This window comes from Polynucleobacter sp. HIN6, assembly GCF_030297575.1.
In the GTDB taxonomy this organism is placed as follows: domain Bacteria; phylum Pseudomonadota; class Gammaproteobacteria; order Burkholderiales; family Burkholderiaceae; genus Polynucleobacter.
On sequence record NZ_AP028137.1, the window covers coordinates 1145759 to 1169494 of the forward strand.

Annotated in this window: 22 protein-coding genes; 3 read left to right on the forward strand and 19 right to left on the reverse strand. The window is 49.4% G+C overall.

Features of this window, described 5'->3' with window-relative positions; genetic code table 11:
* The first annotated feature begins 66 nt into the window (after positions 1–66).
* Positions 67–1014, forward strand: coding sequence for a GNAT family N-acetyltransferase (locus tag QUE66_RS05930; protein WP_286223160.1), 948 nt, complete (start codon positions 67–69; stop codon positions 1012–1014).
* Here QUE66_RS05930 and QUE66_RS05935 read toward each other — a convergent pair.
* On the reverse strand, positions 1011–2579 hold the full coding sequence (locus QUE66_RS05935) for a Ppx/GppA phosphatase family protein (RefSeq protein WP_286223161.1): 1569 nt from the start codon (positions 2577–2579) through the stop codon (positions 1011–1013). The genes QUE66_RS05930 and QUE66_RS05935 overlap by 4 nt on opposite strands.
* A 77-nt stretch (positions 2580–2656) precedes the next feature.
* Here QUE66_RS05935 and ppk1 point away from each other — a divergent pair, with 77 nt between their 5' ends.
* The gene (ppk1, locus tag QUE66_RS05940) at positions 2657–4750 is read left to right on the forward strand and encodes a polyphosphate kinase 1 (protein WP_286223162.1); all 2094 of its coding nucleotides are present in this window, start codon (positions 2657–2659) and stop codon (positions 4748–4750) included.
* Here ppk1 and phoR read toward each other — a convergent pair.
* The 12 genes from phoR to QUE66_RS06000 form a co-directional block, all read right to left on the reverse strand.
* The gene (gene phoR, locus QUE66_RS05945) at positions 4716–6008 is read right to left on the reverse strand and encodes a phosphate regulon sensor histidine kinase PhoR (protein ID WP_286223163.1); all 1293 of its coding nucleotides are present in this window, start codon (positions 6006–6008) and stop codon (positions 4716–4718) included. The genes ppk1 and phoR overlap by 35 nt on opposite strands.
* A gap of 51 nt (positions 6009–6059) precedes the next feature.
* Entirely contained in the window at positions 6060–6770 is a 711-nt protein-coding gene (phoB, locus tag QUE66_RS05950; RefSeq protein WP_286223164.1) for a phosphate regulon transcriptional regulator PhoB, read from the reverse strand.
* A 4-nt stretch (positions 6771–6774) separates the two neighbouring features.
* The gene (gene phoU / locus QUE66_RS05955) at positions 6775–7479 is read right to left on the reverse strand and encodes a phosphate signaling complex protein PhoU (RefSeq protein ID WP_286223165.1); all 705 of its coding nucleotides are present in this window, start codon (positions 7477–7479) and stop codon (positions 6775–6777) included.
* A gap of 12 nt (positions 7480–7491) precedes the next feature.
* Positions 7492–8298: a phosphate ABC transporter ATP-binding protein PstB gene (gene pstB, locus QUE66_RS05960; protein ID WP_286224744.1), complete on the reverse strand. Its 807-nt coding sequence runs from the start codon at positions 8296–8298 to the stop codon at positions 7492–7494.
* Positions 8299–8312: 14 nt separating this feature from the next.
* Positions 8313–9170 carry a phosphate ABC transporter permease PstA gene (gene pstA / locus QUE66_RS05965; protein WP_286223166.1) on the reverse strand — a complete coding sequence of 286 codons (858 nt, stop codon included), beginning with the start codon at positions 9168–9170 and terminating at the stop codon, positions 8313–8315.
* Positions 9170–10156 carry a phosphate ABC transporter permease subunit PstC gene (pstC, locus tag QUE66_RS05970; protein ID WP_286223167.1) on the reverse strand — a complete coding sequence of 329 codons (987 nt, stop codon included), beginning with the start codon at positions 10154–10156 and terminating at the stop codon, positions 9170–9172. Before pstC ends, pstA begins: the two co-directional genes overlap by 1 nt.
* 70 nt (positions 10157–10226) lie before the next feature.
* Entirely contained in the window at positions 10227–11264 is a 1038-nt protein-coding gene (gene pstS / locus QUE66_RS05975) for a phosphate ABC transporter substrate-binding protein PstS (protein WP_286223168.1), read from the reverse strand.
* A gap of 168 nt (positions 11265–11432) precedes the next feature.
* Positions 11433–12056: a phasin family protein gene (locus QUE66_RS05980; RefSeq protein WP_286223169.1), complete on the reverse strand. Its 624-nt coding sequence runs from the start codon at positions 12054–12056 to the stop codon at positions 11433–11435.
* A 96-nt stretch (positions 12057–12152) separates the two neighbouring features.
* Entirely contained in the window at positions 12153–13496 is a 1344-nt protein-coding gene (gene glmM / locus QUE66_RS05985; RefSeq protein ID WP_286223170.1) for a phosphoglucosamine mutase, read from the reverse strand.
* Between the two features lie 6 nt (positions 13497–13502).
* A complete protein-coding gene (folP, locus tag QUE66_RS05990; protein ID WP_286223171.1) occupies positions 13503–14378 on the reverse strand; it encodes a dihydropteroate synthase in 876 nt (291 codons plus the stop codon).
* 2 nt (positions 14379–14380) lie between these two features.
* A complete protein-coding gene (ftsH, locus tag QUE66_RS05995) occupies positions 14381–16267 on the reverse strand; it encodes an ATP-dependent zinc metalloprotease FtsH (protein WP_108508702.1) in 1887 nt (628 codons plus the stop codon).
* Positions 16268–16429: 162 nt separating this feature from the next.
* Positions 16430–17095 carry an RlmE family RNA methyltransferase gene (locus QUE66_RS06000; protein ID WP_286223172.1) on the reverse strand — a complete coding sequence of 222 codons (666 nt, stop codon included), beginning with the start codon at positions 17093–17095 and terminating at the stop codon, positions 16430–16432.
* Between the two features lie 55 nt (positions 17096–17150).
* Between QUE66_RS06000 and QUE66_RS06005 the strand changes: the two genes are divergently transcribed.
* Positions 17151–17606, forward strand: a complete 456-nt coding sequence (locus QUE66_RS06005; protein ID WP_286223173.1) for a YhbY family RNA-binding protein — start codon at positions 17151–17153, stop codon at positions 17604–17606.
* On the opposite strand, the gene QUE66_RS06010 is transcribed toward QUE66_RS06005, so the two are convergent.
* The 6 genes from QUE66_RS06010 to carA all read right to left on the reverse strand — a co-directional run bounded on the left by QUE66_RS06010 (position 17574) and on the right by carA (position 23675).
* Positions 17574–18074, reverse strand: a complete 501-nt coding sequence (locus QUE66_RS06010) for a DUF4149 domain-containing protein (RefSeq protein WP_286223174.1) — start codon at positions 18072–18074, stop codon at positions 17574–17576. The two genes, QUE66_RS06005 and QUE66_RS06010, sit on opposite strands and share 33 nt — an antisense overlap.
* Before the next feature lie 8 nt (positions 18075–18082).
* A complete protein-coding gene (locus tag QUE66_RS06015; RefSeq protein WP_286223175.1) occupies positions 18083–18409 on the reverse strand; it encodes a type II toxin-antitoxin system PemK/MazF family toxin in 327 nt (108 codons plus the stop codon).
* Positions 18409–18663 carry an AbrB/MazE/SpoVT family DNA-binding domain-containing protein gene (locus tag QUE66_RS06020; protein WP_286223176.1) on the reverse strand — a complete coding sequence of 85 codons (255 nt, stop codon included), beginning with the start codon at positions 18661–18663 and terminating at the stop codon, positions 18409–18411. The genes QUE66_RS06015 and QUE66_RS06020 overlap by 1 nt, the downstream gene beginning before the upstream one ends.
* 64 nt (positions 18664–18727) lie before the next feature.
* Positions 18728–19210, reverse strand: a complete 483-nt coding sequence (gene greA, locus QUE66_RS06025) for a transcription elongation factor GreA (protein WP_108508707.1) — start codon at positions 19208–19210, stop codon at positions 18728–18730.
* A gap of 38 nt (positions 19211–19248) precedes the next feature.
* Positions 19249–22497, reverse strand: coding sequence for a carbamoyl-phosphate synthase large subunit (gene carB / locus QUE66_RS06030; protein WP_286223177.1), 3249 nt, complete (start codon positions 22495–22497; stop codon positions 19249–19251).
* Positions 22497–23675: a glutamine-hydrolyzing carbamoyl-phosphate synthase small subunit gene (gene carA, locus QUE66_RS06035; protein ID WP_286223178.1), complete on the reverse strand. Its 1179-nt coding sequence runs from the start codon at positions 23673–23675 to the stop codon at positions 22497–22499. Before carA ends, carB begins: the two co-directional genes overlap by 1 nt.
* Positions 23676–23736: the final 61 nt, after the last annotated feature.

Below are 23736 nucleotides of genomic sequence, written 5' to 3' on the forward strand. Positions count from 1 at the left end.
TGTCACCCCTGCCTTATTCCTGTAATATATGCCCTATAGGATCAGGCTATCAACCAAGGAATCACAATGCCTGATATCCCAAATCCTTTTTCGCCTTTAGACAACCTATTTATTACAACGAAACGTCATGCGAACGCATCAATTTCCACTAAACCCTGGGCGGATAAATTGAATCCTCTCAAAAAGCTCTTTGGCAAAAAGCCAGAGACTCCTGAGGGCGATATCAAGTCCGACACGCCCACGTCTAAGACTGGATTAGAAAACGTTCCTCAGCTCTTAGGTAAAGCCAAGCGTGCTCCCTTTAAGATCTCGTGGGCCATCAATGCCGAGGAGATCAAGGAAGCGCAGCGCCTGCGTTACAAGGTATTTGCCGAAGAGATGGGTGCGCATCTGCCAGTCAATGAAGACGGTCTTGATATCGACGAGTTTGATGCCTATTGCGATCACTTGCTCATTCGTGACCCCGAGACCTTGCGCGTCATTGGTACTTACCGGGTCTTGCCACCCCATAAAGCCAGTCAACTTGGCCGCCTTTATTCGGATTCTGAGTTTGATCTCTCCCGTATTAATCACTTACGGCCCAAAATGGTTGAGGTGGGTCGCTCCTGTGTGCATGAAGACTATCGCTCGGGTGCAGTGATCATGGCCCTATGGAGTGGTCTTGGCCAATACATGAAACAGCACCAATACGAGATCATGCTTGGTTGCGCCAGCATTCCAATGGCTGATGGCGGCCACTATGCAGCCAGCCTCTACAACTCGCTCGGACCAGAGCAAATGGCACCCGTTGAGAACCATGCGTTTCCGAAGCTACCTCTCCCCTTAGATCGCTTAAATGGCGGTCTGCATGTGGAAGCACCACCGCTCATTAAGGGCTACCTGAAACTCGGGGCTAAGATTTGTAGTGCGCCCGCTTGGGATCCAGACTTCAACACCGCCGATCTACTCACGATGTTGCGGCTCTCAGAAATGAATCCGCGCTACGCGAAGCATTTTCTGGAAAAGGCGGACTAATCCGTTAGCTTTAGGGTGTAGCGGTATCCGATTCGTTCCCACTCCGCCGCTTCTTTACGTAGACTGAACTCGGTTAAGGGGTGGGCATTGGCCCACTGCCGATCAATCGCAACCTCAAAGGTCTCGCTATTAGGGTTCTTCACCTTCACCTTTGGCAAATGCTCATCCATGCGTGAGCGGCACAGGACATGTGCTAGACGGATGCAGAACAACATGCGCCAATCGCTGAAGTTAGCATTGTTTGAGAGTTTGCCCAGTTTGCCTGTATGTCCTAATAAGAGCGCTGCCAGTCGGGCTTGATCATTCTTGGAGAACCCTGGCATATCCGCATTTGCGGCGATATAGGCTGAATGTTTGTGATAGCCGTTATGCGAGATTGATAATCCGACCTCATGCAGGTTTGCTGACCAGCCAAGTAAGGCAAGGTTATCAGTGCGGCTCTCGTGATTAGGCTTTGGTAATTGGGCTAAGAACTCCGCTGCCAAAGTGCCTAAACGATGCGCCTGCTCACGATCAACTGCATAGCGTTGCATAAACTGCTCAACGGTCACAAAGCGCATGTCGTCGTGCTGCGTCCGTCCTAATAAATCGTATAGCACGCCAACTCGGAGGGCTGCATCACTAACTTCCATGCGCTCGATGCCTAACTCATCGAAGATGGCGAGCATGATCGATAACCCACCCGGCAAGACGGGGCGGCGATCATCCTTGAGGTTGATGAGATTAACGCGATCAATATGATCAAAATCCAGGAGGCGCTTCTTCAGGCCCTTGAGACCCTGCAAGGTAATCACCCCCGCACCACTATTGTCTAAGGGGTCCAGGGTTGACTTCTCACCAGAACCATTCAATTTGTTATCCGCTATCAAGTCAGCCAAAGCACGCGCCGTGCCTGATGAGCCAATGACTTGGTTCCAGCCTGATTTACTAAACCGTCCTTTAATCACTTGCACCTCGCGGCGCGCAGCTAGCTCTGCCTCTTTAAATGCGTGGGGATCAATCGTCCCGTTTGGGAAAAAACGAATGCTATGCGATACGCAACCGATGTAAAGACTCTCTAAGAGCTTTGGCTCATAGCCTTTACCGATGATGAACTCACTCGAGCCACCACCCACATCGATTACCAAGCGATTGCCTGAAACAGCTGGAGCCTCATGCGAGGTGCCGATATAAATCAGACGGGCTTCTTCCACTCCAGCGATTACCTCAATCGGAAATCCCAAAGCAACCTGAGCCTCTTGCACAAACTTTTGCGCATTGCGCGCTACTCGTAAGGTGTTGGTGGCAACGGCTCTCACCTGCTCAGGCCGAAAGCCCCGCAAGCGCTCCCCAAAGCGTCGAATCGCCCCTAAGCCCCGCTCCATCGCCTCGTCATCCAAGACCTTGCCAGGGGTTAGGCCGGCTGCCAAACGAACTGGCTCGCGCAAGGTGTCGATGGTACGTAACTGCATCCCGGAGGGAGTAATGTAGGCCTGACAGATGAGCAATCGAAAGCTATTGGAGCCGAGGTCAACGGCGGCCACTAGGTCTAGTCCGGGCTTATTAGGGGTGCTGGTCTTAGACACGGTATTTAGGATTTATTAAAGTCAAAGACTATTATCGTATGAAATAAAAGTGACACATTTGTGAAATATAAAGAGATATGTCACTTCTATTACTCAACCGTGAAATCGGTATTCTCGAGTTTAATTCACGGGTTCTGGCGCAAGCCGAGGATCCGAAGATCCCCCTACTGGAGCGCATTCGCTTTCTGAGTATTGTCTCGAGTAATCTCGATGAGTTTTTTGAGATTCGGATGTCGGGCATCAAGGAACAGCTCATCGATAACTCCTTAAAGGTAGGCTCTGACGGGCGTACTATTGCAGAGAGTTATGAACTGGTCTCGCAACACACCCACACTTTGGTTGAGCGCCAGTATCATCTTTATCAACAGGTGCTGATCCCGCAGTTGCGCAAAGCGGGTATTGAATTTTTACTACCCGATTACTGGAATGATGAACAGCGAGTTTGGGCTGAAGACTTCTTTAAAGAAGAACTCTTTCCCTTACTCACACCCATCGCCCTCGATCCGGTTCACCCCTTCCCACGCGTCATCAATAAAAGCCTGAACTTTATCGTTCAACTTGATGGGAAGGATGCTTTTGGACGCAAGGCTAATCTTGCTGTGGTGCAAGCACCGCGCGCACTGCCTCGTTTGGTCAAAATGCCTCACCGCTTATCAGGCAATACAAGCAGCTTTGTATTTTTATCTTCCTTTATTCAAGCGTATGTGGGTCAGCTATTTCCGGGGATGAAAGTACTTGGTTGCTATCCATTTCGGGTGACGCGTAATTCTGATCTGTTCGTTTCCGATGATGAGATCACCGATCTTCGTCAAGCCTTGCAAGGCGAGCTACCTACCCGTCACTTGGGCGATGCAGTGCGCCTAGAGGCGAATATCAATATTCCAGATGCTCTCTTACAGCGCTTATGCAAGGAAAATAATCTTGATATGCGCGATTGTTACCGTGTCAATGGCCCAGTCAATTTGGTCCGCCTTGCTCAACTCCCAGACTTGGTTGATGAGCCTAAGCTGGTCTTTAAACCATACACTCCTGCCATACCATTTAAGACCGGCTCAGGTAATGGAGCTGTCTCATTCTTTGAGCGCATTAAGCAGGCCGATATTCTTTTGCATCATCCCTATGAGAGCTTTGAGCCCGTCTTAGATCTATTGCGCGAAGCAAGTCGCGATCCTCATGTATTGGCAATTAAGCAAACGGTGTATCGGACTGGTGATAAATCGCCAGTCATGGAGGCTCTGATTGAGGCTGCCCAAAATGGTAAAGAGGTTACGGTGGTCCTTGAGCTTCTTGCCCGTTTTGATGAGCAAACCAATATTAATTGGGCGGCTCGCTTAGAGGAAGTTGGAGCACATGTGGTCTATGGGGTGGTCGGTCATAAATGCCATGCCAAACTATTGCTGATCGTTCGTAAAGAGAAAATCCATAAGTCAGGTAAGACATCACTAGTGCGCTACGCCCACCTTGGAACCGGCAACTATCACCCCCGTACCGCTAAGCTCTACACCGACTTTGGTTTGATGACCTGCGATCCACTCATCACCAAGGATGTGCATCAAGTTTTTCAGCAACTCACGGGGACTGGAATGCAGCTCGAGACCCGCGAACTGTGGGAAGCGCCCTTCACGATGCTCGAGCAACTCGTGCATCACATCCGCGCCGAGACCAAGGCCGCAAAACAAGGTAAGAAAGCGCGCATCATCGGCAAGATGAATGCTCTTTTAGAAAAGACCATCATCGAAGAGCTCTACAAAGCCTCTCAGGCTGGGGTAAAGATTGATCTGATCGTGCGCGGGGTCTGCGCTCTGCGCCCTGGGGTGAAAGGTCTGTCCGAGAACATCAAGGTACGCTCGATTGTGGGTCGCTTTTTAGAGCATCACCGGATTTATTACTTCTATCATGGCGGCTCTGAACAGGTCTATCTGTCGAGCGCAGATTGGATGGAGCGTAATCTACTGCGCCGCGTGGAGGTTGCTTTCCCGGTAAAGGATCCCAAACTAAAGCAACGGGTCATCAACGAGGGTTTAATGATTTTGCTCAAAGACAATGCCTCAGCATGGCTAATGAAGCCCGATGGTGGTTACGTGAAGAGTAAGCCACGCAGCAACCAAACCCCGATCGTGGGTCAGCTCGAACTGCTTAAGAAATTCGCTCGGGGGGAAAGCGCAGGGTAAAGGTACTGCCCTTGCCAAGCGTACTCTCAACCACTAACTGGGCTTGATGACGGCTCGCCACATGCTTCACAATCGCTAGCCCAAGACCGGTACCACCGGTCTCACGCGAGCGACTCCGATCGACCCGATAGAAGCGCTCGGTTAAGCGCGGTATGTGTTCCGCTGAAATCCCAGGTCCCGTATCGGTTACCGAGAACTCCCCCTCTCCCTCAGGATTAATGCCCCATGAGACCGTCACCGATCCCTCTTCTGGTGTATACCGAATCGCATTCGATACCAAATTACTAAAAGCGGACAACACCTCGCGCTCTTCACCTAATAAATTACAGGGTGTATTGAGATTAAAATTCAGAGCATGTTTACCCTGCGATAAGGCGTAAGCATCATTTTTGATGAGCGACATCAAATAACTCATCGAAACACTGTTTAGAGGTGCGGGTTGTGTGTTGGCCTCAAGGTTTGCCAGAGTTAAGAGGTCCTCAACTAAATTCTTCATGCGCTTACCTTGATCCATCATCATCTCGAGGTATTGGGCCTTTTGCTCGGGCGGTAGATCCAAGGTTTGCATGGTCTCCAAAAAGCCCATCATGACGGTGAGCGGTGTGCGCATCTCATGCGAAACATTAGCCACGAAATCACGCCGCATGGCCTCAGCCTTACTCAAATCCGTGATGTCCTGAATCAAGACCAAGCGGCGGTTCTCAGAGAATGGGAATGCTTGCAGACGAAGTATCAGGCTTGAACCACTCATCTTCTCTAACACAATCGGCTCTTCATAATTCCGCTCAGTGATGTATTGCACAAACTCTGGTTTGCGGACGATGTAATGAATCCGTTGTAACACATCACGTTTGAGCTCAATCCCCAAAAAGCGTTCCGCAATCGCATTGCACCACTCGATTTGATCTTGATCATCAAGCATCACAATACCATTCGGGGATGCCTGAAATGCCTCAATAAAGCGTTTATGCTGGCGCTCTGCCTGCTCAATGTCTTTCCGTAAGCCAGTAATAATGCGTTGGAGTTTGAAGAAGATCTCAGCCCAAGCGCCGCCAAATCCCGATAAATGAGAGATTCCTGCACCCTTTACAAAGGCGTCTAGGCGGGATTGATTGACATAGGCAATGAATAGGCTAAATACAATGATGAATACCGCAAGAAGCCAACCAAGCTCATCCCGTAGAAACGACTCACCAATCAAGCCAGCAACACCAGCAAGCAGAAGGATTGGGATAAGGCGGAGAAATCCAGAAAGCATGGCGACATCTTAGAGCATCTTCCGGAGATGCTCAAAAATTAAGCATAACGCCTAAGCTGGGGTTTTAGTGATCCGGTAGCCGCTACCGCGCACGGTCTCGATATATTGATCACAATTGGCTTCCGATAGGGCCGCGCGTAAGCGCTTAATATGGACATCAACGGTCCGCTCCTCGATGTAGACCTGATCGCCCCAAACCCGATCCAGAAGATGCGAGCGGCTATGAACCCGCTCAGGATTGCCCATGAAGAACTGCAGAAGGCGGAATTCGGTTGGGCCCAAGTTGAGCGATTGCTCTTTTTCTCCGGGATGGGTTACGGTAATGCGATGGGTGACCGGATCCAGTTGAATGGGCCCGAGTTTTAATACATCATCACTCATCCCCAAGACCGTATTACGTCGTAATAGTGCCCTCACCCGCGCAATGAGCTCTTTTGGTGAAAATGGCTTGGTGACATAATCATCCGCCCCAGAATCCAGCCCCTGGATCTTATCGGCTTCTGCGCCTTTGGCGGTCAGCATCAGAATGGGTATATTTTGTAACTCAGGACTAGCGCGCAGTTCTTTGGTGAATTGCACCCCAGATTTACCGGGCATCATCCAATCCAAGATCAATAAATCGGGTTTTTGAGATTTAATCTTTTGCAGCCCCTCCTCCGATTGCAGGGCACGCTCCACCGTGAAACCTGAATGAGTTAGATTAATCGCAATCAGTTCTGCAATCGAAGGTTCATCTTCAATAATCAGAATGCGGTGTGACATGGGGCTACTTAGTCGCCTCGCGAACTAGGTCATCATGTGGCACATGACGAACGTCGGCGCCTTTCACAATATAGATCACAAACTCTGCAATATTTTTTGAGTGATCACCAATCCGCTCGATTGCTTTTGCAATCGATAAAAGATCCAGTCCGGTTGAGATCATCTTGGGATCTTCTGCCATGTAAGTAATGAGTTTACGTACAAAACCCCTAAACTCTTCATCGATTTGTTTATCATCCTCAACCACTTTGGCAGCCGAGGCGGCATCAAGACGTGCAAAACAGTCAAGGGAACGGCGCAATAGCTCAATGGCCATTTGCCCGGAGAGCTTAATCTCCGCAGCATTAATTTTATAGTTCGGCGCCTGCTCAATCACGCGCTTGGCACGCTTCGCAACAATTTCTGCTTCATCGCCGGCTCGTTCAAGATTGGTAATCGCCTTAGAAATCGCCATGACCAATCGCAAGTCACGGGCTGTTGGTTGACGACGCGCAATTAACTCAGTGCATGCAGAATCAATTTCAACCTCTAAGGTATTAATTGATTTTTCTCGTTCAATGACTTGATTGCATAAATCAATATTAGTTTCTGAGAATCCGCGCATGGCAACCTCGACCTGGGACTCTACTAGGCCACCCATTTTAAGCAGCTTGCTACATAAGGAATTTAAGTCCTCGTCAAATTGAGATGATAGATGGCGATCGTTCATTGCTTCTCCTCACTAACCAAAGCGACCAGTGATGTAATCCTCGGTTTCTTTACGCTTTGGCTTAATAAAAATTTCATCGGTTTTGCCGTATTCAATCAGTTCACCCAAATACATATAGGCGGTGAAATCAGAAACACGCGCAGCTTGTTGCATATTATGAGTCACAATCGCAATCGTGTAATCCTTTTTGAGCTCATTGATTAGCTCTTCGACCTTAGCCGTTGAAATGGGGTCTAGAGCTGAGGTTGGCTCATCCAACAACAGAACCGATGGCTTCACTGCGACACCACGAGCAATACAAAGACGTTGTTGCTGACCGCCCGAAAGAGATAGACCACTTTGATTGAGCTTATCTTTCACCTCATTCCACAAGGCGGCTTTATTGAGCGCCCACTCAACCCGCTCATCCATCTCTGCTTTCGATAAGCGCTCATAAAGACGAACTCCAAAGGCAATGTTCTCATAGATCGACATCGGAAATGGTGTCGGTTTTTGAAAGACCATCCCAATTCGGGAGCGAAGTAAATTAACATCCTTACCCTTTTCCAAAATATTCTCGCCATAAAAGGTAATCTCACCCTCAGCACGCTGACCTGGGTAAAGGTCATACATGCGGTTTAAGGTTCGTAATAAGGTCGACTTGCCACAACCTGATGGGCCAATAAACGCAGTAACCTTACGCTCCAAGATATCGAGGTTGATATTCTTGAGACCCTGAAAACTGCCATAGAAAAAGTTTAGGTTCTTAATCTTGAGAGCAACGGCCACTTGCTCAGCGGACTGCTGTTCAACAGTCTGATTAATATCCGCATGAAACATCGTTTTCATCATTGTCATACTTTTACCTTTTCACGTAATACTACGCGAGCCAAAATATTTAAACCGAGAACCGCAAACGTAATTAGGAGCGCCCCACCCCAAGCCAAATTGACCCAATTGTCATATGGGCTCATAGCAAACTGGAAGATCACCACGGGTAAATTAGCCATCGGGGCATTCATATTGGTTGAGAAGAACTGATTATTTAGGGCAGTAAATAGCAAAGGCGCTGTTTCTCCACTTACCCGTGCAATCGCCAACAATACACCCGTGATCACACCGCTCTTGGCGGCCCGCAAAACCACGCTCAGCGATACCTTCCACTTTGGGGCGCCAAGCGCAAAAGCCGCTTCACGAAGTGTGGTAGGTACCAACTTCAGCATGTTTTCAGTGGTACGTACGACGACTGGGATTGCGATTAAGGAGAGTGCAACCGTTCCAGCCCATCCTGAAAAGTGCTTTACTTGATAGACGATGATGGCATAGACAAAGAGACCAATCACAATAGATGGAGCCGACAACATAATATCGGTGACAAAACGGGTCACTTCTGAAAATTTATTATTTTGGCCATACTCGGACAAATAGATTCCTGCCAAGATTCCGATGGGTGTGCTGATAAAGGCACAGAAAGCCACCATCATCAAACTACCGACGATGGGATTGGCTAGACCGCCCCCCTCTGATCCGGGTGCTGGAGTGCTGGCAAGGAATAAAGATGGGCTAATTGCGGCAAAACCCTTCCACAGAAGAATGGCCAAGATCCAGAAAAGGAATAGCATGCCGATCGACATGGCAATCATGGAGAAAGTCAGGCCCAGGGCATTAGCCCGCTTTCTTTTAGCAAATAAGGATGGATCGCGCGTGCTCATTAGGTTTTGACTCCTTGATTAGCTTCCATGCGCATCAACATGACCTTTGCGAGCGATAAAACGATGAAAGTGATCACAAACAATGCCAAGCCTAAGGCAAATAATGAGGAATAATGCAGGCCCACTTCTGCTTCACCGAACTCATTTGCCAAAGTCGATGCAATTGAATTTCCTGGAGCAAAGAGCGACGCTGAAATCTTGTGGGCATTACCAATTACAAAGGTGACGGCCATGGTCTCCCCAAGAGCGCGCCCTAGACCTAACATAATGCCCCCAATGACACCGGTCTTGGTGTAGGGTAAAACAACGTTCTTGACCACTTCCCAGGTGGTGCAACCAATGCCGTAGGCAGACTCTTTTAATACCGGGGGAACAATTTCAAATACATCACGCATCACCGAAGCAATAAACGGCAGAACCATCATTGCCAAAATTAAACCGGCACACAAAATACCGATTCCATTAAAGGCGCCTGAGAACAAAATACCTAGCCCAGGGATTTGCCCCAATGTTGCAGCAAGAGCTGGTTGAACATAGTCGGCAAATAAAGGTGCAAAAATGAATAATCCAAACATACCGTAAATAATGGACGGCACTGCAGCCAAGATCTCAATTGCGGTCCCAAGTGGGCGTCTTAAAATAGTAGGACAGATCTCAGTTAAAAATACTGCGATACCAAAACTCAATGGAACTGCGATCACCAGAGCGATCAGCGAGGTCATGATGGTTCCGTAGATGGCAATCAAGCCACCAAACTCGCCATTAATAATGTCCCACTCTACTGTGGTGAAGAACCCGAAACCAAATTTACTAAGCGCTGGAGCAGCATTAAAAATTAAGGAGGCAATAATGCCGAGTAATGCAAGCAATACAGTCAATGCAAAAAATTGCGTGGAATATTTAAAGACACGATCGAGAGCACGCTGTCGTTTAGCAATACTTAAGACTTCGTGATTGACTACGTGATTGCTTAACGCGGCTTCCATAAATAGACCTTTTTAGACAAAATCAGCCCCAGTGATACTAGGGCTGATTTTAGAACAGTCGGTAAAGAGATTACTTTGTATTAATTTGATTCCAAACATTCTTGCGAATGAAGTCGGTCGTGGCATCAGGCATTGGCACATAGTCCAACTCAGCTGCCATCTTTTTACCCTCTTTGAACGCAAAGTCAAAGAACTTCAATACTTCAGCTGAACGTGCTTTGTTTGCAGGCTCTTTGTACATCAAGATAAAGGATGCACCAGTAATGGGCCAGGATTTGGCACCGCCAGCATTAGTGATAAAGGTTCCCATTCCAGGAATCTTTGCCCAATCGGTACCGGCAGCGGCGGCAGCAAATGTATCGTCATCGGGCTGCACAAACTGTCCAGCAGCATTACGAAGTTGTACGTGGGTCATGTTGTTCTTCTTAGCATAGGCATACTCCACATAACCAATGGAGTTCTTAACACGTGCAACGTTTGCAGCCACGCCTTCATTGCCCTTACCACCAACCGATGAAGCGGCAGGCCACTTCACAGCAGCGCCAGCGCCAACAGCGGATTTCCAATCGGCACTTACTTTGGCCAAGTAGTCAGTGAAAATTGCGGTAGTACCAGAACCGTCGGCACGATGCACCACGGTGATCTCTCCCGCAGGAATCTTCACACCAGGGTTCAAATCAGCAATGCGCTTGTCGTTGAAGTTCGTGATCTTGCCTTGGAAAATATCAGCCAAGGTTTGGCCGTCCAAACGAATTTGACCAGGCTTGATGCCATCTAAATTAATGATTGGCACAACACCACCAATAATTGCAGGGAACTGAACCAATCCATCGGCCTGTAGATCTTCAAACTTCACTGGGTTGTCGGTTGCACCAAAGTCTACAGTCTTGGCTTTAATTTGTTTGACACCGCCTGAAGAGCCGATTGATTGATAGTTCAAACCATTGCCAGTGCGAGCTTTATAAGCTTCGGCCCACTTGGCATAAATGGGGTATGGAAATGTTGCACCAGCACCAGTAATGTCTGCAGCAAAGGCTGCTGGAGCAAAACTGGCAGTGGATAGAGAAAGAGCCGCTACTGCTAGGGCTTTTTTCAAGGTAATCGTCATTTATCTTCCTTTAAATGGTTCTCGCACAACGCGATAGTTGAACAATAAACAGGAAATATGACGCTTTCATGACAAGAAACTAAATGAAGTTTCTTAAAAAAATCAAATGAATCAATGGGCTAGCAACACAGGCTAGCCCTTTGGCTCTTTAATGAATGAATGAGCTTACTAATAAGAACTATTTTCTGAAGGGCTGGATTGGGTCTTTTTGACGGCTCGGGAGGTTTTTCTGGGTACTAGTTTTTTAACCGCAGTCTTTCGTTTGGTTGGCGCTTTGGGTGCAATGACTTTACTAGCCTTTTTGGCAACTGTATGCAAATTCTTTTCAGCAGAATTAATTGCACCCTCTACTGCCTTACGGCCCTCTTTAAATACTTTGGCGCCCGCATCGGATACCTCACGCACAACCTTCGCAAGTTTTTCTCCGCCCATTGGTATTTTTTTGTCAGCCTCTTTGATCCAGTCACTGATGGCATCACGAGCACGATCAAAATGCTTTTCAGCACCATCGGCTGCTTCGTTGCCGATATCTTTCAGGATTGCCTTAACCTTCTTTTGGTAGACGCTCATACGCTTAGTCGCATCTTCTGCTGCCTTTTTCTGTAGGGCTTGCAACTTGGTAACGTCCTTTTGTGCAGCAGTCTTAGCGGCCTCCATCGCTTGCTGCATGTTGTAGCGCAACTCTGCTGCATGATGCTCACTTAGCTGTTTGGCAGCATCTAATAATTTGTGGGACAAGGTAAATAACTCTTGTGCTTTGGCTTTCTTAGCAGCTGCTGACGGCTTTTTCATGGAACACCTCGCGTTAAATGAAGATTATTCAGTCTAACAAACGAATATGACAATCGCTTGATGCGCCGCACAAGTTACAAGTCGCTTAATTTAACCTCAAGAAACGCTGACTTCCTTTGCGATTGCCTCGGCACTCGCCTGTGCTAGGCTTTTCTCATTGGCTTCAACCATGACGCGCAGGACTGGCTCCGTTCCTGATGGCCGGATTAAGACCCTGCCCTTACCAATTAGGCTTTGCTCCACCTTACTGACCATGGCATTAAGCTTTTGATCGGCCTGCCACTGATAGCTTGGAGTAGTCTTTACATTGATGAGTACTTGCGGATAGATGGTGATGCCATCTAACAGTTCGTTGAGAGATTGTTGCTTTTGTTGCATCGCTGCAAGTACTTGTAAGGCTGCAATCGTGCCATCGCCGGTACTGTGTTGATCCAAACATAAAAGATGCCCTGAACCTTCACCGCCAATCACCCACTGCTTGGCTTGTAAGAGCTCGAGGACGTAGCGATCTCCGACCTTGGCTCGCTCAAATCCAAGGCCTAGGTTCTTGATAGCAACTTCAATCGCCAAGTTCGTCATCAAAGTACCCACTACTCCGCCAATTGCCTTGCCTTGCTCTAAACGATCTTTAGCCAAGATATAGAGGAGCTCATCGCCATTAAAGAGGCGCCCACTTTGATCCACCATTTGCAGACGATCGGCATCGCCATCAAGTGCAATCCCAATATCAGCATTCACTTCCTTAACTTTAGCAATGAGCGCAGCTGGTGCGGTGGCACCACAATGATCGTTGATGTTCTTGCCATTAGGCTCTGCTCCAATCGCAATCACCTCGGCACCCAGCTCATGAAACACTGGCGGTGCAGTGTGATAGGCAGCACCATTGGCACAATCCACCACAATCTTTAATCCTTTGAGGTTAAGGTCTTGTGGAAAAGTGGATTTGCAGAACTCAATGTAGCGCCCTGCGGCATCATCCAAACGAAATGCCTTACCAATTTTGTCGGAGCTAACACAGCCCATTGGCTTTTCGAGCTCTGCTTCAATCTCAAGCTCGATCGCATCAGAGAACTTATCGCCCTTGCCATTAAAAAACTTGATACCGTTATCTTGGTAAAGATTATGCGACGCAGAGATCACTACACCGGCAGATAAGCGCAGTGCTTTGGTGAGATAAGCGACCCCCGGAGTGGGCATTGGTCCACACAGAGTCACATCAACCCCAGCAGCCGAGAACCCAGACTCCAAGGCAGCTTCGAGCAAATAACCTGAGACCCGCGTGTCTTTACCAATTAGGATGCGTTGACGCTCATTGGGTTTGCCATGGCGCTTAAACACCATGCCAGTAGCGTAACCGAGGCGCAACATAAACTCCGGAACGATGGGTGGGATACCAACTTCACCCCGAATGCCATCGGTCCCAAAATATTTTTTAGTCATGATTCATTATAAAACTGAGGTACTTTGCTCTCGCATAGCCTGCCAGACCTGCAGTGCATTCACGGTCTCAGGTACATCGTGCGTACGCACAATCATCGCGCCACGCTCCACTGCCAAGATGGCTGCCGCAATACTCGGGATCAAACGCTCGCCCACCTCAAGATTGGTGACCTTGCCAAGCATGGACTTACGCGATAGGCCCGCTAAGACCGGGTAACCATGTTCAGTAAATACGTTCATTTGTGCCAATAATTGATAGTTATGCTCCAAGCTCTTACCAAAGCCAAATCCAGGATCAATGGCAATCCGTTGCGAGTCAACTCCTGCTTCTTCGATCACTGCCGCACGTTCTAATAGGAATGCTTGTACCTCTTGAACCACATGCTCGTAATTGGGATCAAATTGCATAGTTTGAGGATCACGCTGCATGTGCATCAACACAATGCCACATTGGCTTGACTTGATGGCATCGACTGCTCCCGCTTGTCGCAAGGCCCAAATATCATTGACGCAATCAACACCCATGGCGAGTGCTGCTTGCATGGTTTGGGGCTTGTAAGTATCAATCGAGAGAGCAACACCACACTCTTTGAGTGATTCGATGACTGGCAAAACACGATCGAGCTCCTCTTGCAAACCAACGGGCTCGGCTCCTGGCCGGGTAGACTCTCCACCAATATCGATGATGTCAACGCCCGCAGCGAGCATTTTCTCGGCCTGAATGAGACCTGCATCGCGCTGATAAAACCGCCCGCCATCTGAGAAGGAATCCGGCGTGGCATTGAGGATGCCCATTACCAATGGGCGTCGATGCTGATTGGCGGGGAACTCAAAAAGAAAACGCCCGCAGCGCCATGCCACGGGCGATGATGAATACGACATGCTTACGCTGTTGCGGGTGCGCTACCTGCTGCAGGACCCTGAGTACCACCGCCACCCGCAGAGTTACCAAACGCAGTCGCGGTGACTGGCTTAGGTGGCTTCGGTGTGCGACCCGCCATGATGTCATTGATCTGCTCCGAGTCAATCGTCTCCCACTCTAAGAGGGCAGTAACCATGGCTTCCACCTTGTCACGGTTCTCTTCCAAAATCTTTTTGGCGAGTGCGTATTGACTATCAATCAAGGTACGGATCTCCGCATCAACCTTTTGTTGGGTAAGCTCCGATACAGTCTTGCTGTTCATGCGACCGAACATGCTGTCTTGCTCGGTATCCACGTAGACCATGGTACCCAAACTATCGCTCATGCCGTAACGGGTAACCATATCACGAGCCATTTTGGTGGCGCGCTCAAAGTCGTTCGATGCACCCGTGCTCATGGAGCCCAAGAATACTTCTTCGGCAGCACGACCGCCAAACAAGATGGCTAACTCTTCGAGCATGCGATCTTTGTATAAGTTCACACGATCGAACTCTGGCAGCTGCCAAGTTACACCAAGCGCCATACCGCGCGGCATGATCGTGACCTTGTGAACGGGATCGGCCTTTGGCAGCATCTTTGCAACCACCGCGTGACCCGACTCGTGATAAGCCGTATTGCGACGCTCTTCCTCGCGCATCACAGCGGACTTACGCTCAGGACCCATATAGATCTTGTCTTTGGCATCCTCGAAGTCTTGCATATCCACTGCGCGCTTACTACGACGAGCTGCAAACAAAGCCGCTTCATTGACTAAGTTAGCAAGATCCGCACCCGAGAACCCTGGAGTACCACGAGCCAAGACCGCAGGATCAACGTCAGCATTAATCGGCACTTTGCGCATGTGCACGCGCAGAATTTGCTCACGACCCCGAATATCAGGTAAGCCAACATGCACTTGGCGGTCAAAACGGCCAGGGCGTAGTAAGGCACGATCCAAAACATCCGAACGGTTGGTCGCAGCAATCACGATTACACCGCTATTGGTCTCAAAGCCGTCCATCTCAACGAGCATTTGGTTTAAGGTTTGCTCGCGCTCATCATTACCGCCGCCCATGCCGGCACCACGATGACGGCCTACTGCGTCAATCTCATCGATAAAGATGATGCAAGGTGCATGCTTTTTAGCGTTCTCAAACATGTCGCGTACACGCGCAGCGCCCACGCCCACAAACATCTCAACGAAGTCGGAGCCCGAGATTGAGAAAAATGGTACTTTGGCCTCGCCAGCGATGGCACGAGCCAATAAGGTCTTACCGGTTCCAGGAGGACCAACTAAGAGCACGCCGTGTGGAATACGACCACCCAGCTTTTGGAACTTTTGGGGATCCTTGAGGAAGTCAACAATCTCAAATACTTCTTCTTTAGCCTCATCGCAACCTGCGACATCGGCAAAAGTCACCGAGTTACTGTTCTCATCAATGAGACGTGCTTTGGATTTACCAAAGGAGAATGCGCCACCCTTACCGCCACCTTGCATTTGACGCATCATGAAGAACCAAAAGCCGATGATTAATAAAGTAGGTCCTAAGTAATAGAGCGCAGAGACCAATAGATTGGGTTCGTCTTCGGTCTTGCCGGTAACCTGAACACCGTATTTCATGAGATCACCCACCATCCAGATATCGCCTGGGGAGATGATCGAGTATTTATTGCCATCAACTGGGGTGATTTGCAAAGTACGGCCTTGCACATCCACGCGCTTGATCTTGCCAGCTTTGGCATCATCCATAAATTGGGAATACGTGACCTGATCTTGAGTCCGTGGTTTATCAAACTGTTTAAACACAGTGAACAAAACCAAGCCCACGATGAGCCATACACCCACTTTTTGGAACATATTGTTATTCAAAATACACCTTTGCCGGATCAATCCGGGAGTTATCGGGGTTGAGAACCAAACCTCACCCTATGTATTTGATTCTACTCCCGTTGAAATTCAAGGGTTGGAGGACTAATTTATCCTAAAAATGCTGGGTTTTCTATGGTTTTTGGGCAATCTCTACCATTTACCCTACTTCAAATAGCGCCCTAGCAGAAAGGTTTCCGAGGATTTATCCCGTGAGGCCTTGGGTTTACGAGGGGCAACGGTCTTAAATACCCCCTTAAATGCCTCAACTATTTGACTATAGCCGCTCCCATGAAAGCACTTGATCAGAAGTGCCCCATCGGGCTTGAGATGCTCTTTGGCAAACTCCAAAGCGAGCTCCGCAAGATTAGCCATCCGCGCTGCATCGGCCACACCAACACCAGAGAGGTTAGGCGCCATATCGGATAGCACTAAATCAACTTTGCCATTCGCCTCTGGGGGTAAAGCAGCCTCGAGCGCTCGCAAGCCCTCCTCCTCCCGAAAATCACCCTCTATAAAGGTGACATCCGCCACGGGCTCCATCGGCAAGAGATCAATAGCGATGATGCAACCATCGGGCTTACCAGCTGTCTCGGGTGTGGGATGTTTGCGAAGCTTTACTAAGCGATTACGAATGTACTGACTCCAACTGCCCGGGGCACTTCCTAAATCAACCACAGTCATCCCAGCCTTGATGAGGTGATCTTGTTCATCGATCTCCGAGAGCTTATAGGCCGCGCGCGCACGATAACCCTCTTTCTGCGCGAGCTTGACGTAGGGATCATTGACATGATCGTGTAACCAATTTTTGTTGAACTTATTCTTTGCCACAAACGCTATTGTCCTTGTTTTGGGTTACACACTGCAAATCCTCTATGATGCAGGGATGACTGCTCTATCACTAACACCAGCGCAACGCAAGGCGCACCGCGCTAAAGCCCATGCTCTTAACCCCGTCGTCATGATCGGTAACGAAGGACTCACTGATGCCGTTCGCAAAGAAATTGATCGTGCCCTATCGAGCCATGGCCTGATTAAGATCCGCGTGCTAGGTGATGATCGCGATGCCCGCATTGCGATGTATGAATCGATTTGCGATGACCTGAATGCTGCCCCGATTCAGCACATTGGCAAACTGCTCGTGGTGTGGCGCCCTGTTGCATCCAAGCCTGAGAAAGTAGTTCCCAGTAAAAAAGTGGCACGCGCCTATCAAACCGCCCGCAGCAATCAACGTGGCAGTGGCTCGCGTGTGGGCTTTAAAAAAGCAGCTGTGGCTAGCACCAGCAAACCAAAGCGCCGCAAGACTCGCTTAGCTAGTCCCAAAAAAGCGGCTTTGGGTTAAGCGCCAAACCAAGTAAATGCCCAAGAGGCTTTGTACCAAAAAAATACTGCTTGAGATACCGTGCAAAGTAGCAAATAAACTCGCAGAAGCTGAATACATCACTGGCATGCCTTGCAACAAGGCATCCTCGCGTAAGTTCTCCATCCAGGGCATGAGCACAAAGCTACCAAGCGCAGCACACACAAGCATCGCAAGCAAAATCCAACGAATCGCACGATAGGCTTGCAACCCACGACTTACCAAGAGGTTTGCCAAGACCAGTAGCGCTACGCAGAGCACCAGACTCACATATGCCTCCACCTGAAAGATCGCACCAGCCACCATACCGGCGACCTGACGATCGGTGAGCGTTGCAAAGAGCGTCGGTGCAACCAAGTAGCCAACAGTAATGAGGCTACCAACCCAAAGACTACTCACAAAGAGAAATAGACGTTGTGCAATTTGGTGCTGAGTAGATTGAGCTTCCATGATGCGTACTAGGTAACTAAGGTTGCTAGTTTAGCCAAGACCTCATCAATCACAGTCTCCGACACGGTCTCAACGCGTTTTGCTTTGCGAGCCGCGAGGTCTAGTGTGCGAGGTTGATCGCAGCGTGCAATACCAACAGTTTTAGCTCCAACCAGCTCAACTGCAAATCCTGCCACCCGCGCAAACTGACCTCCAGTGGAGATCGGTACAACGATTGGGGTCTTGGTTAATTGATTAAACGGTGCTGGTGACACTACCAATACGGGTCGATACCCTTTTTGCTCATGGCCAGCCGTTGGATCAAGAGATACCAAATAAATATCGCCTCGCTTCATTACAGAATCTCATTGCCGATCGGGGCGCTATCCAACCACTGGCGATCCTCGCTTGGCATTTTTGCTTTGGGATCGCATTGCGCTAATAAATCAGCGAGTTCGTACTTCCGCTTTGCGATGGGTCGAACGACCAATTGCCCGTCCTTTAGGGCGACATCAACGGTCGAGCCGCAAGTGATCTGAAGTTCTTTCAGGAAAACCGGGGACACTGCCAGCATCACTGAACCGCCAACCTTTCTTAAATTGGTATGCATACGCCCTCCGAATAAGTTATACCGAAGTATAACAAATTCAGGAGGTTATTATATTTTTATATAACTAGATGTAACGAACTGAGAGGATCTCGACTTCTCGGGCGCCTGCGGGGGCTTGGACGGTCACCACATCGCCCTCCTCTTTGCCAATTAAGGCTCGAGCAATGGGGGAGCTAATCGAGATCTTATTGGCAGCGATGTCGGCTTCATCATCGCCTACGATTTGGTAGCTCATTTTTTTACCGTCATCCAGATCTTCCAGTTCAACGGTGGCCCCAAAGACGACCCGACCTTCTGCTTCGAGTAATGCAGGATCAATAATTTGTGCAGCCGATAATTTGGTCTCAAGCTCTTTGATGCGACCCTCAATAAACGCTTGCTTCTCTTTGGCAGCATCGTACTCCGCGTTCTCAGAAAGATCGCCTTGGGCTCGCGCTTCAGAGATTGCATTAATCACTGCGGGACGATCGACATGCTTTAAGCGCGTGAGCTCTTCTTTCAAGAGCTCAGCGCCATGCTTGGTAATGGGAATAGTGTTTGTACTCATACTGCTCAACCTTAAAATCGATGAAGCTCGATTTTAGTCTAGCTAAGCGAAATGTGTAAATTCTGTAAGGAATACACCTCGAGCGAATCCTTCGCCCGCATCCCTTCCATTACCGCACGTGCCGCACTAATTGTGGTGTAGTAGGTCACACCATTGGCTTGTGCGGTAGTTCGGATCGAACGAGAGTCCGCAATTGCATTACGGGTTTCATCCACGGTTGTAAATACCAAGGTGATCTCACCATTTTTGATCATGTCGACAATGTGAGGACGACCCTCTTTGACCTTGTTCACAACCGATACCGGAATATTCGCTGCGGCAATGACTGCGGCAGTCCCTTTGGTGGCGACCATCGGAAAGCCCATCTCATGCAAGAGCTTGGCAACCGCAACGGCGAGAGGCTTATCACTATCTTTCACGGTCAACACCACATTACCGCTCTTAGGTAATTTGATCCCCGCCGCCAACTGTGATTTGAATAAAGCTTCACCAAAGGTCTTACCCACGCCCATCACCTCACCGGTGGAGCGCATCTCAGGACCCAGGATCGGATCAATGCCTGGGAACTTATTAAATGGGAACACCGCCTCTTTAACCGAGTAGTACGGAGGAATCACCTCTTCTGCGATACCCTGCTGATCGAGGCTCTGCCCCACCATGCAACGCGCTGCGATCTTTGCTAACTGTAAGCCAGTTGCTTTGGAGACATAGGGCACTGTACGCGATGCACGAGGATTGACCTCTAATACAAAGATCGTGTCTTTGCCATCGCTTTGCTGAATGGCAAATTGCACGTTCATTAAACCAACGACATTCAGACCCTTGGCCATCGCCGCAGTTTGGCGCTTAAGCTCAGCAATAGTCTCTTTCGATAAAGAGTATGGTGGTAATGAGCAGGCCGAATCACCCGAATGCACACCCGCTTGCTCAATGTGTTCCATGACCCCACCAATGAACACTCGAGCTCCATCGGAGATGCAGTCCACATCACACTCAATCGCATCGTTTAAGAAGCGGTCTAATAATACCGGTGAGTCATTCGATACCTTGACGGCCTCGCGCATATATCGCTCAAGATCACGACCATCGTGCACGATCTCCATGGCTCGCCCACCTAACACATAAGAAGGACGAACCACTAAGGGATAACCAATCTCTTCGGCCAGCTTTAATGCTTCATCCTCAGCACGTGCAGTGCGATTGGGCGGCTGACGTAATTTGAGGTCATGCAGGAGTTTTTGGAAGCGCTCCCGATCCTCGGCAGCATCAATCATGTCAGGCGATGTGCCAATAATCGGCACGCCATTGGCCTCAAGATCAAGGGCAAGCTTCAATGGGGTCTGACCACCATATTGCACAATCACACCCTTGGGCTTTTCCTTTGCGACAATCTCTAGTACGTCCTCTAAGGTCAGAGGCTCAAAGTACAGACGATCCGAGGTGTCATAGTCGGTTGATACGGTCTCGGGATTGCAGTTCACCATGATGGTCTCGTAACCATCATCGCGCATTGCCAGTGCCGCATGGACGCAGCAGTAATCAAACTCGATACCCTGGCCAATCCGGTTGGGCCCACCGCCGAGCACCATAATCTTCTCGCGCTGCGTGGGTTGCGACTCGCACTCGCCGTGCTCTGCCTCGTAGGTCGAATACATATAAGCCGTATTCGTTGCAAACTCAGCTGCACAGGTATCGACCCGCTTATAGACTGGGAATACGCCATGGCGATGACGCGCTTGACGCACCGCCGTCGCATCGGTCTTTAATAATTTGGCAAGACGACGATCCGAAAATCCTTTTTGCTTTAAGAACCGTACTTCTGCAGCGCTCAGGCTTGCCAAGGTATGCTCTTTAACCGCATTCTCAATCTCAACGAGCTCTTCAATTTGCTCCAAGAACCATGGGTCAATTTTGGTCTCTTCGTAAACCTCGTCAATTCCCATGCCCATACGAAAGGCGTCAGCCACATACCAAATCCGATCCGGGCCAGGCTCACCGATCTCGGCAATGATGTCTTCAAGGTCAGTGGATTTCTCATCGAGACCATCAACGCCCACTTCAAGACCGCGCAGGGCTTTTTGGAAAGACTCTTGGAAGGTGCGGCCAATCGCCATCACCTCGCCCACGGATTTCATTTGGGTGGTTAAGCGTTGATCCGCTTCACGGAACTTCTCAAAGGCAAAGCGTGGGATCTTGGTGACGACATAGTCAATGCTGGGCTCAAACGATGCCGGCGTGGCACCACCCGTAATATCGTTTTGTAACTCATCTAAGGTATAGCCCACGGCTAATTTGGCAGCGACCTTGGCAATGGGGAAGCCAGTGGCCTTCGATGCAAGAGCGGATGAGCGCGAGACCCGCGGGTTCATCTCAATCACGATCATGCGGCCATCAACTGGATTAATCGAGAACTGCACATTTGAGCCGCCGGTATCTACGCCAATCTCACGCAAGACTGCGATCGAGGCATTGCGCATGATTTGATACTCTTTATCAGTGAGCGTTTGTGCGGGAGCTACCGTGATCGAATCCCCGGTATGTACGCCCATCGGGTCTAAGTTCTCAATCGAGCAAACAATGATGCAGTTATCAGCCCGATCGCGCACCACCTCCATCTCAAACTCTTTCCAGCCTAAGAGAGACTCTTCAATCAAAAGCTCCCGCGTTGGCGACAGATCAAGACCGCGTTTGCAAATCTCTTCAAACTCTTCGCGGTTATAAGCAATACCACCGCCCGATCCACCCATGGTGAACGAGGGGCGAATGACCACCGGGAATCCTGAACTACCGGTCTCTGCTTGAATACGTTGCTGAACCGCGATCGCCTCGTCCATCGAATGCGCAATCCCAGACTTGGCTGAACCCAAACCAATTTTGGTCATCGCGTCTTTAAACTTCTGACGATCTTCGGCTTTATCAATTGCCTCAGGAGATGCACCAATCAACTCACAGTTGTATTTTTTGAGAACGCCATGACGATGCAAATCGAGAGCGCAGTTGAGTGCGGTCTGACCACCCATGGTGGGCAATATCGCATCGGGCTTCTCGGTGGCGATGATGCGTTCCACCACTTCCCAGGTAATCGGCTCGATGTAGGTGACATCGGCCATCTCCGGATCGGTCATGATCGTTGCTGGATTGCTGTTGACCAGAATGACGCGATAGCCCTCTTCACGCAAAGCTTTGCACGCTTGCGCACCTGAGTAATCAAACTCGCAAGCCTGTCCAATCACAATTGGACCGGCGCCAATGATCAAAATACTCTGAATGTCGGTACGCTTTGGCATTAGCGAGCTCCTTGGCCAGCGGCATTCATGAGGTGCATGAAGCGGTCAAATAAATAGGCAATGTCATGTGGGCCCGGGGAAGCCTCTGGGTGCCCCTGAAAACAAAATGCTGGCTTATCTTTCCAGGCTAGGCCCTGCAAGGATCCATCAAATAAGGAAATATGCGTCACCCGCAAATCATTTGGCAAGGTCTTTGCGTCAACTGCAAAGCCATGGTTTTGTGAGGTGATCGCCACCCGACCACTTTCTAGATCTTTGACAGGATGGTTTGCACCGTGGTGCCCAAACTTCATCTTTAAGGTCTTCGCACCCGCAGCCAAGCCCATGATCTGATGACCTAAGCAAATACCAAAGGTTGGGATATTTTTACTAATGATGGTTTGAGCCGCACTAATCGCATAATCACAGGGCTCGGGGTCGCCAGGGCCGTTGGATAAAAATACGCCATCGGGCTTTAAGGCCAACACTTCAGCGACCGGAGTTTTGGCAGGCACGACTGTGAGCGCACAACCGCGCTCGGCCAGCATACGCAGAATATTGCGTTTCACACCAAAGTCATAGGCCACAACGCGCTTCGTTGGGTTCTTCATGATTCTGAATGCAGGCTTACCCTGCTCGCCATGCAACTGCCACTCACCTTCTTGCCACTCATAGGCCTTATCGGTGCTAACCACTTGCGCCAAATCGAGACCTGCCATTCCAGGAAATGCCTTAGCTAGGTTTAGAGCACGCTTGGCAAGCGCCTCTACATCATCGCCGATCTTCCCAGCGACAATGGCGCCCGATTGAGCGCCGCGGTCACGCAATAAACGCGTGAGCTTGCGGGTATCAATACCGGCGATACCAGGGACTTTAGCGGCACGCAAGTAATGATCGAGACTGTCTTCGGCTCGAAAGTTCGAGACACGTGCAGAGAGATCTTTAATGATGAGGCCGGCAGCGTAGATTTGTGCTGACTCAGCGTCTTGGGCATTAACGCCCACATTGCCGATGTGCGGATAGGTTAAGGTAACAAGCTGACGCGCGTAACTGGGATCGGTGATGATTTCTTGATAACCCGTTAATGCGGTATTAAAAACAACTTCACCGCTGGTCTCGCCAGGAGCGCCGATACTTTGACCAGAAAAAATGGATCCATCAGCAAGTGCTAAAACAGCGGGGGGAAAGGAAGGAAGCAAGGGCGACAAACAATCTCCAATACCCTGTTGCCGTCCAACACTTTTTGCCCCAAAAGACAAA

What these genes read in the sequence shown, in the direction of transcription:
- pstB (WP_286224744.1), bottom strand. Translation starts at nt 8,298, where the DNA reads ATGTTTCATGCGGATATTAATCAGACTGTTGAACAGCAGTCCGCTGAG.
- QUE66_RS06015 (WP_286223175.1), bottom strand. Translation starts at nt 18,409, where the DNA reads ATGAAGCGAGGCGATATTTATTTGGTATCTCTTGATCCAACGGCTGGC.
- pstC (WP_286223167.1), bottom strand. Translation starts at nt 10,156, where the DNA reads ATGGAAGCCGCGTTAAGCAATCACGTAGTCAATCACGAAGTCTTAAGT.
- pstA (WP_286223166.1), bottom strand. Translation starts at nt 9,170, where the DNA reads ATGAGCACGCGCGATCCATCCTTATTTGCTAAAAGAAAGCGGGCTAAT.
- ppk1 (WP_286223162.1), top strand. Translation starts at nt 2,657, where the DNA reads ATGTCACTTCTATTACTCAACCGTGAAATCGGTATTCTCGAGTTTAAT.
- carB (WP_286223177.1), bottom strand. Translation starts at nt 22,497, where the DNA reads ATGCCAAAGCGTACCGACATTCAGAGTATTTTGATCATTGGCGCCGGT.
- greA (WP_108508707.1), bottom strand. Translation starts at nt 19,210, where the DNA reads ATGAGTACAAACACTATTCCCATTACCAAGCATGGCGCTGAGCTCTTG.
- QUE66_RS06020 (WP_286223176.1), bottom strand. Translation starts at nt 18,663, where the DNA reads ATGCATACCAATTTAAGAAAGGTTGGCGGTTCAGTGATGCTGGCAGTG.
- folP (WP_286223171.1), bottom strand. Translation starts at nt 14,378, where the DNA reads ATGTCGTATTCATCATCGCCCGTGGCATGGCGCTGCGGGCGTTTTCTT.
- QUE66_RS05980 (WP_286223169.1), bottom strand. Translation starts at nt 12,056, where the DNA reads ATGAAAAAGCCGTCAGCAGCTGCTAAGAAAGCCAAAGCACAAGAGTTA.
- QUE66_RS05930 (WP_286223160.1), top strand. Translation starts at nt 67, where the DNA reads ATGCCTGATATCCCAAATCCTTTTTCGCCTTTAGACAACCTATTTATT.
- pstS (WP_286223168.1), bottom strand. Translation starts at nt 11,264, where the DNA reads ATGACGATTACCTTGAAAAAAGCCCTAGCAGTAGCGGCTCTTTCTCTA.
- phoR (WP_286223163.1), bottom strand. Translation starts at nt 6,008, where the DNA reads ATGCTTTCTGGATTTCTCCGCCTTATCCCAATCCTTCTGCTTGCTGGT.
- QUE66_RS06005 (WP_286223173.1), top strand. Translation starts at nt 17,151, where the DNA reads ATGACTGCTCTATCACTAACACCAGCGCAACGCAAGGCGCACCGCGCT.
- QUE66_RS06010 (WP_286223174.1), bottom strand. Translation starts at nt 18,074, where the DNA reads ATGGAAGCTCAATCTACTCAGCACCAAATTGCACAACGTCTATTTCTC.
- glmM (WP_286223170.1), bottom strand. Translation starts at nt 13,496, where the DNA reads ATGACTAAAAAATATTTTGGGACCGATGGCATTCGGGGTGAAGTTGGT.
- phoB (WP_286223164.1), bottom strand. Translation starts at nt 6,770, where the DNA reads ATGTCACACCGCATTCTGATTATTGAAGATGAACCTTCGATTGCAGAA.
- phoU (WP_286223165.1), bottom strand. Translation starts at nt 7,479, where the DNA reads ATGAACGATCGCCATCTATCATCTCAATTTGACGAGGACTTAAATTCC.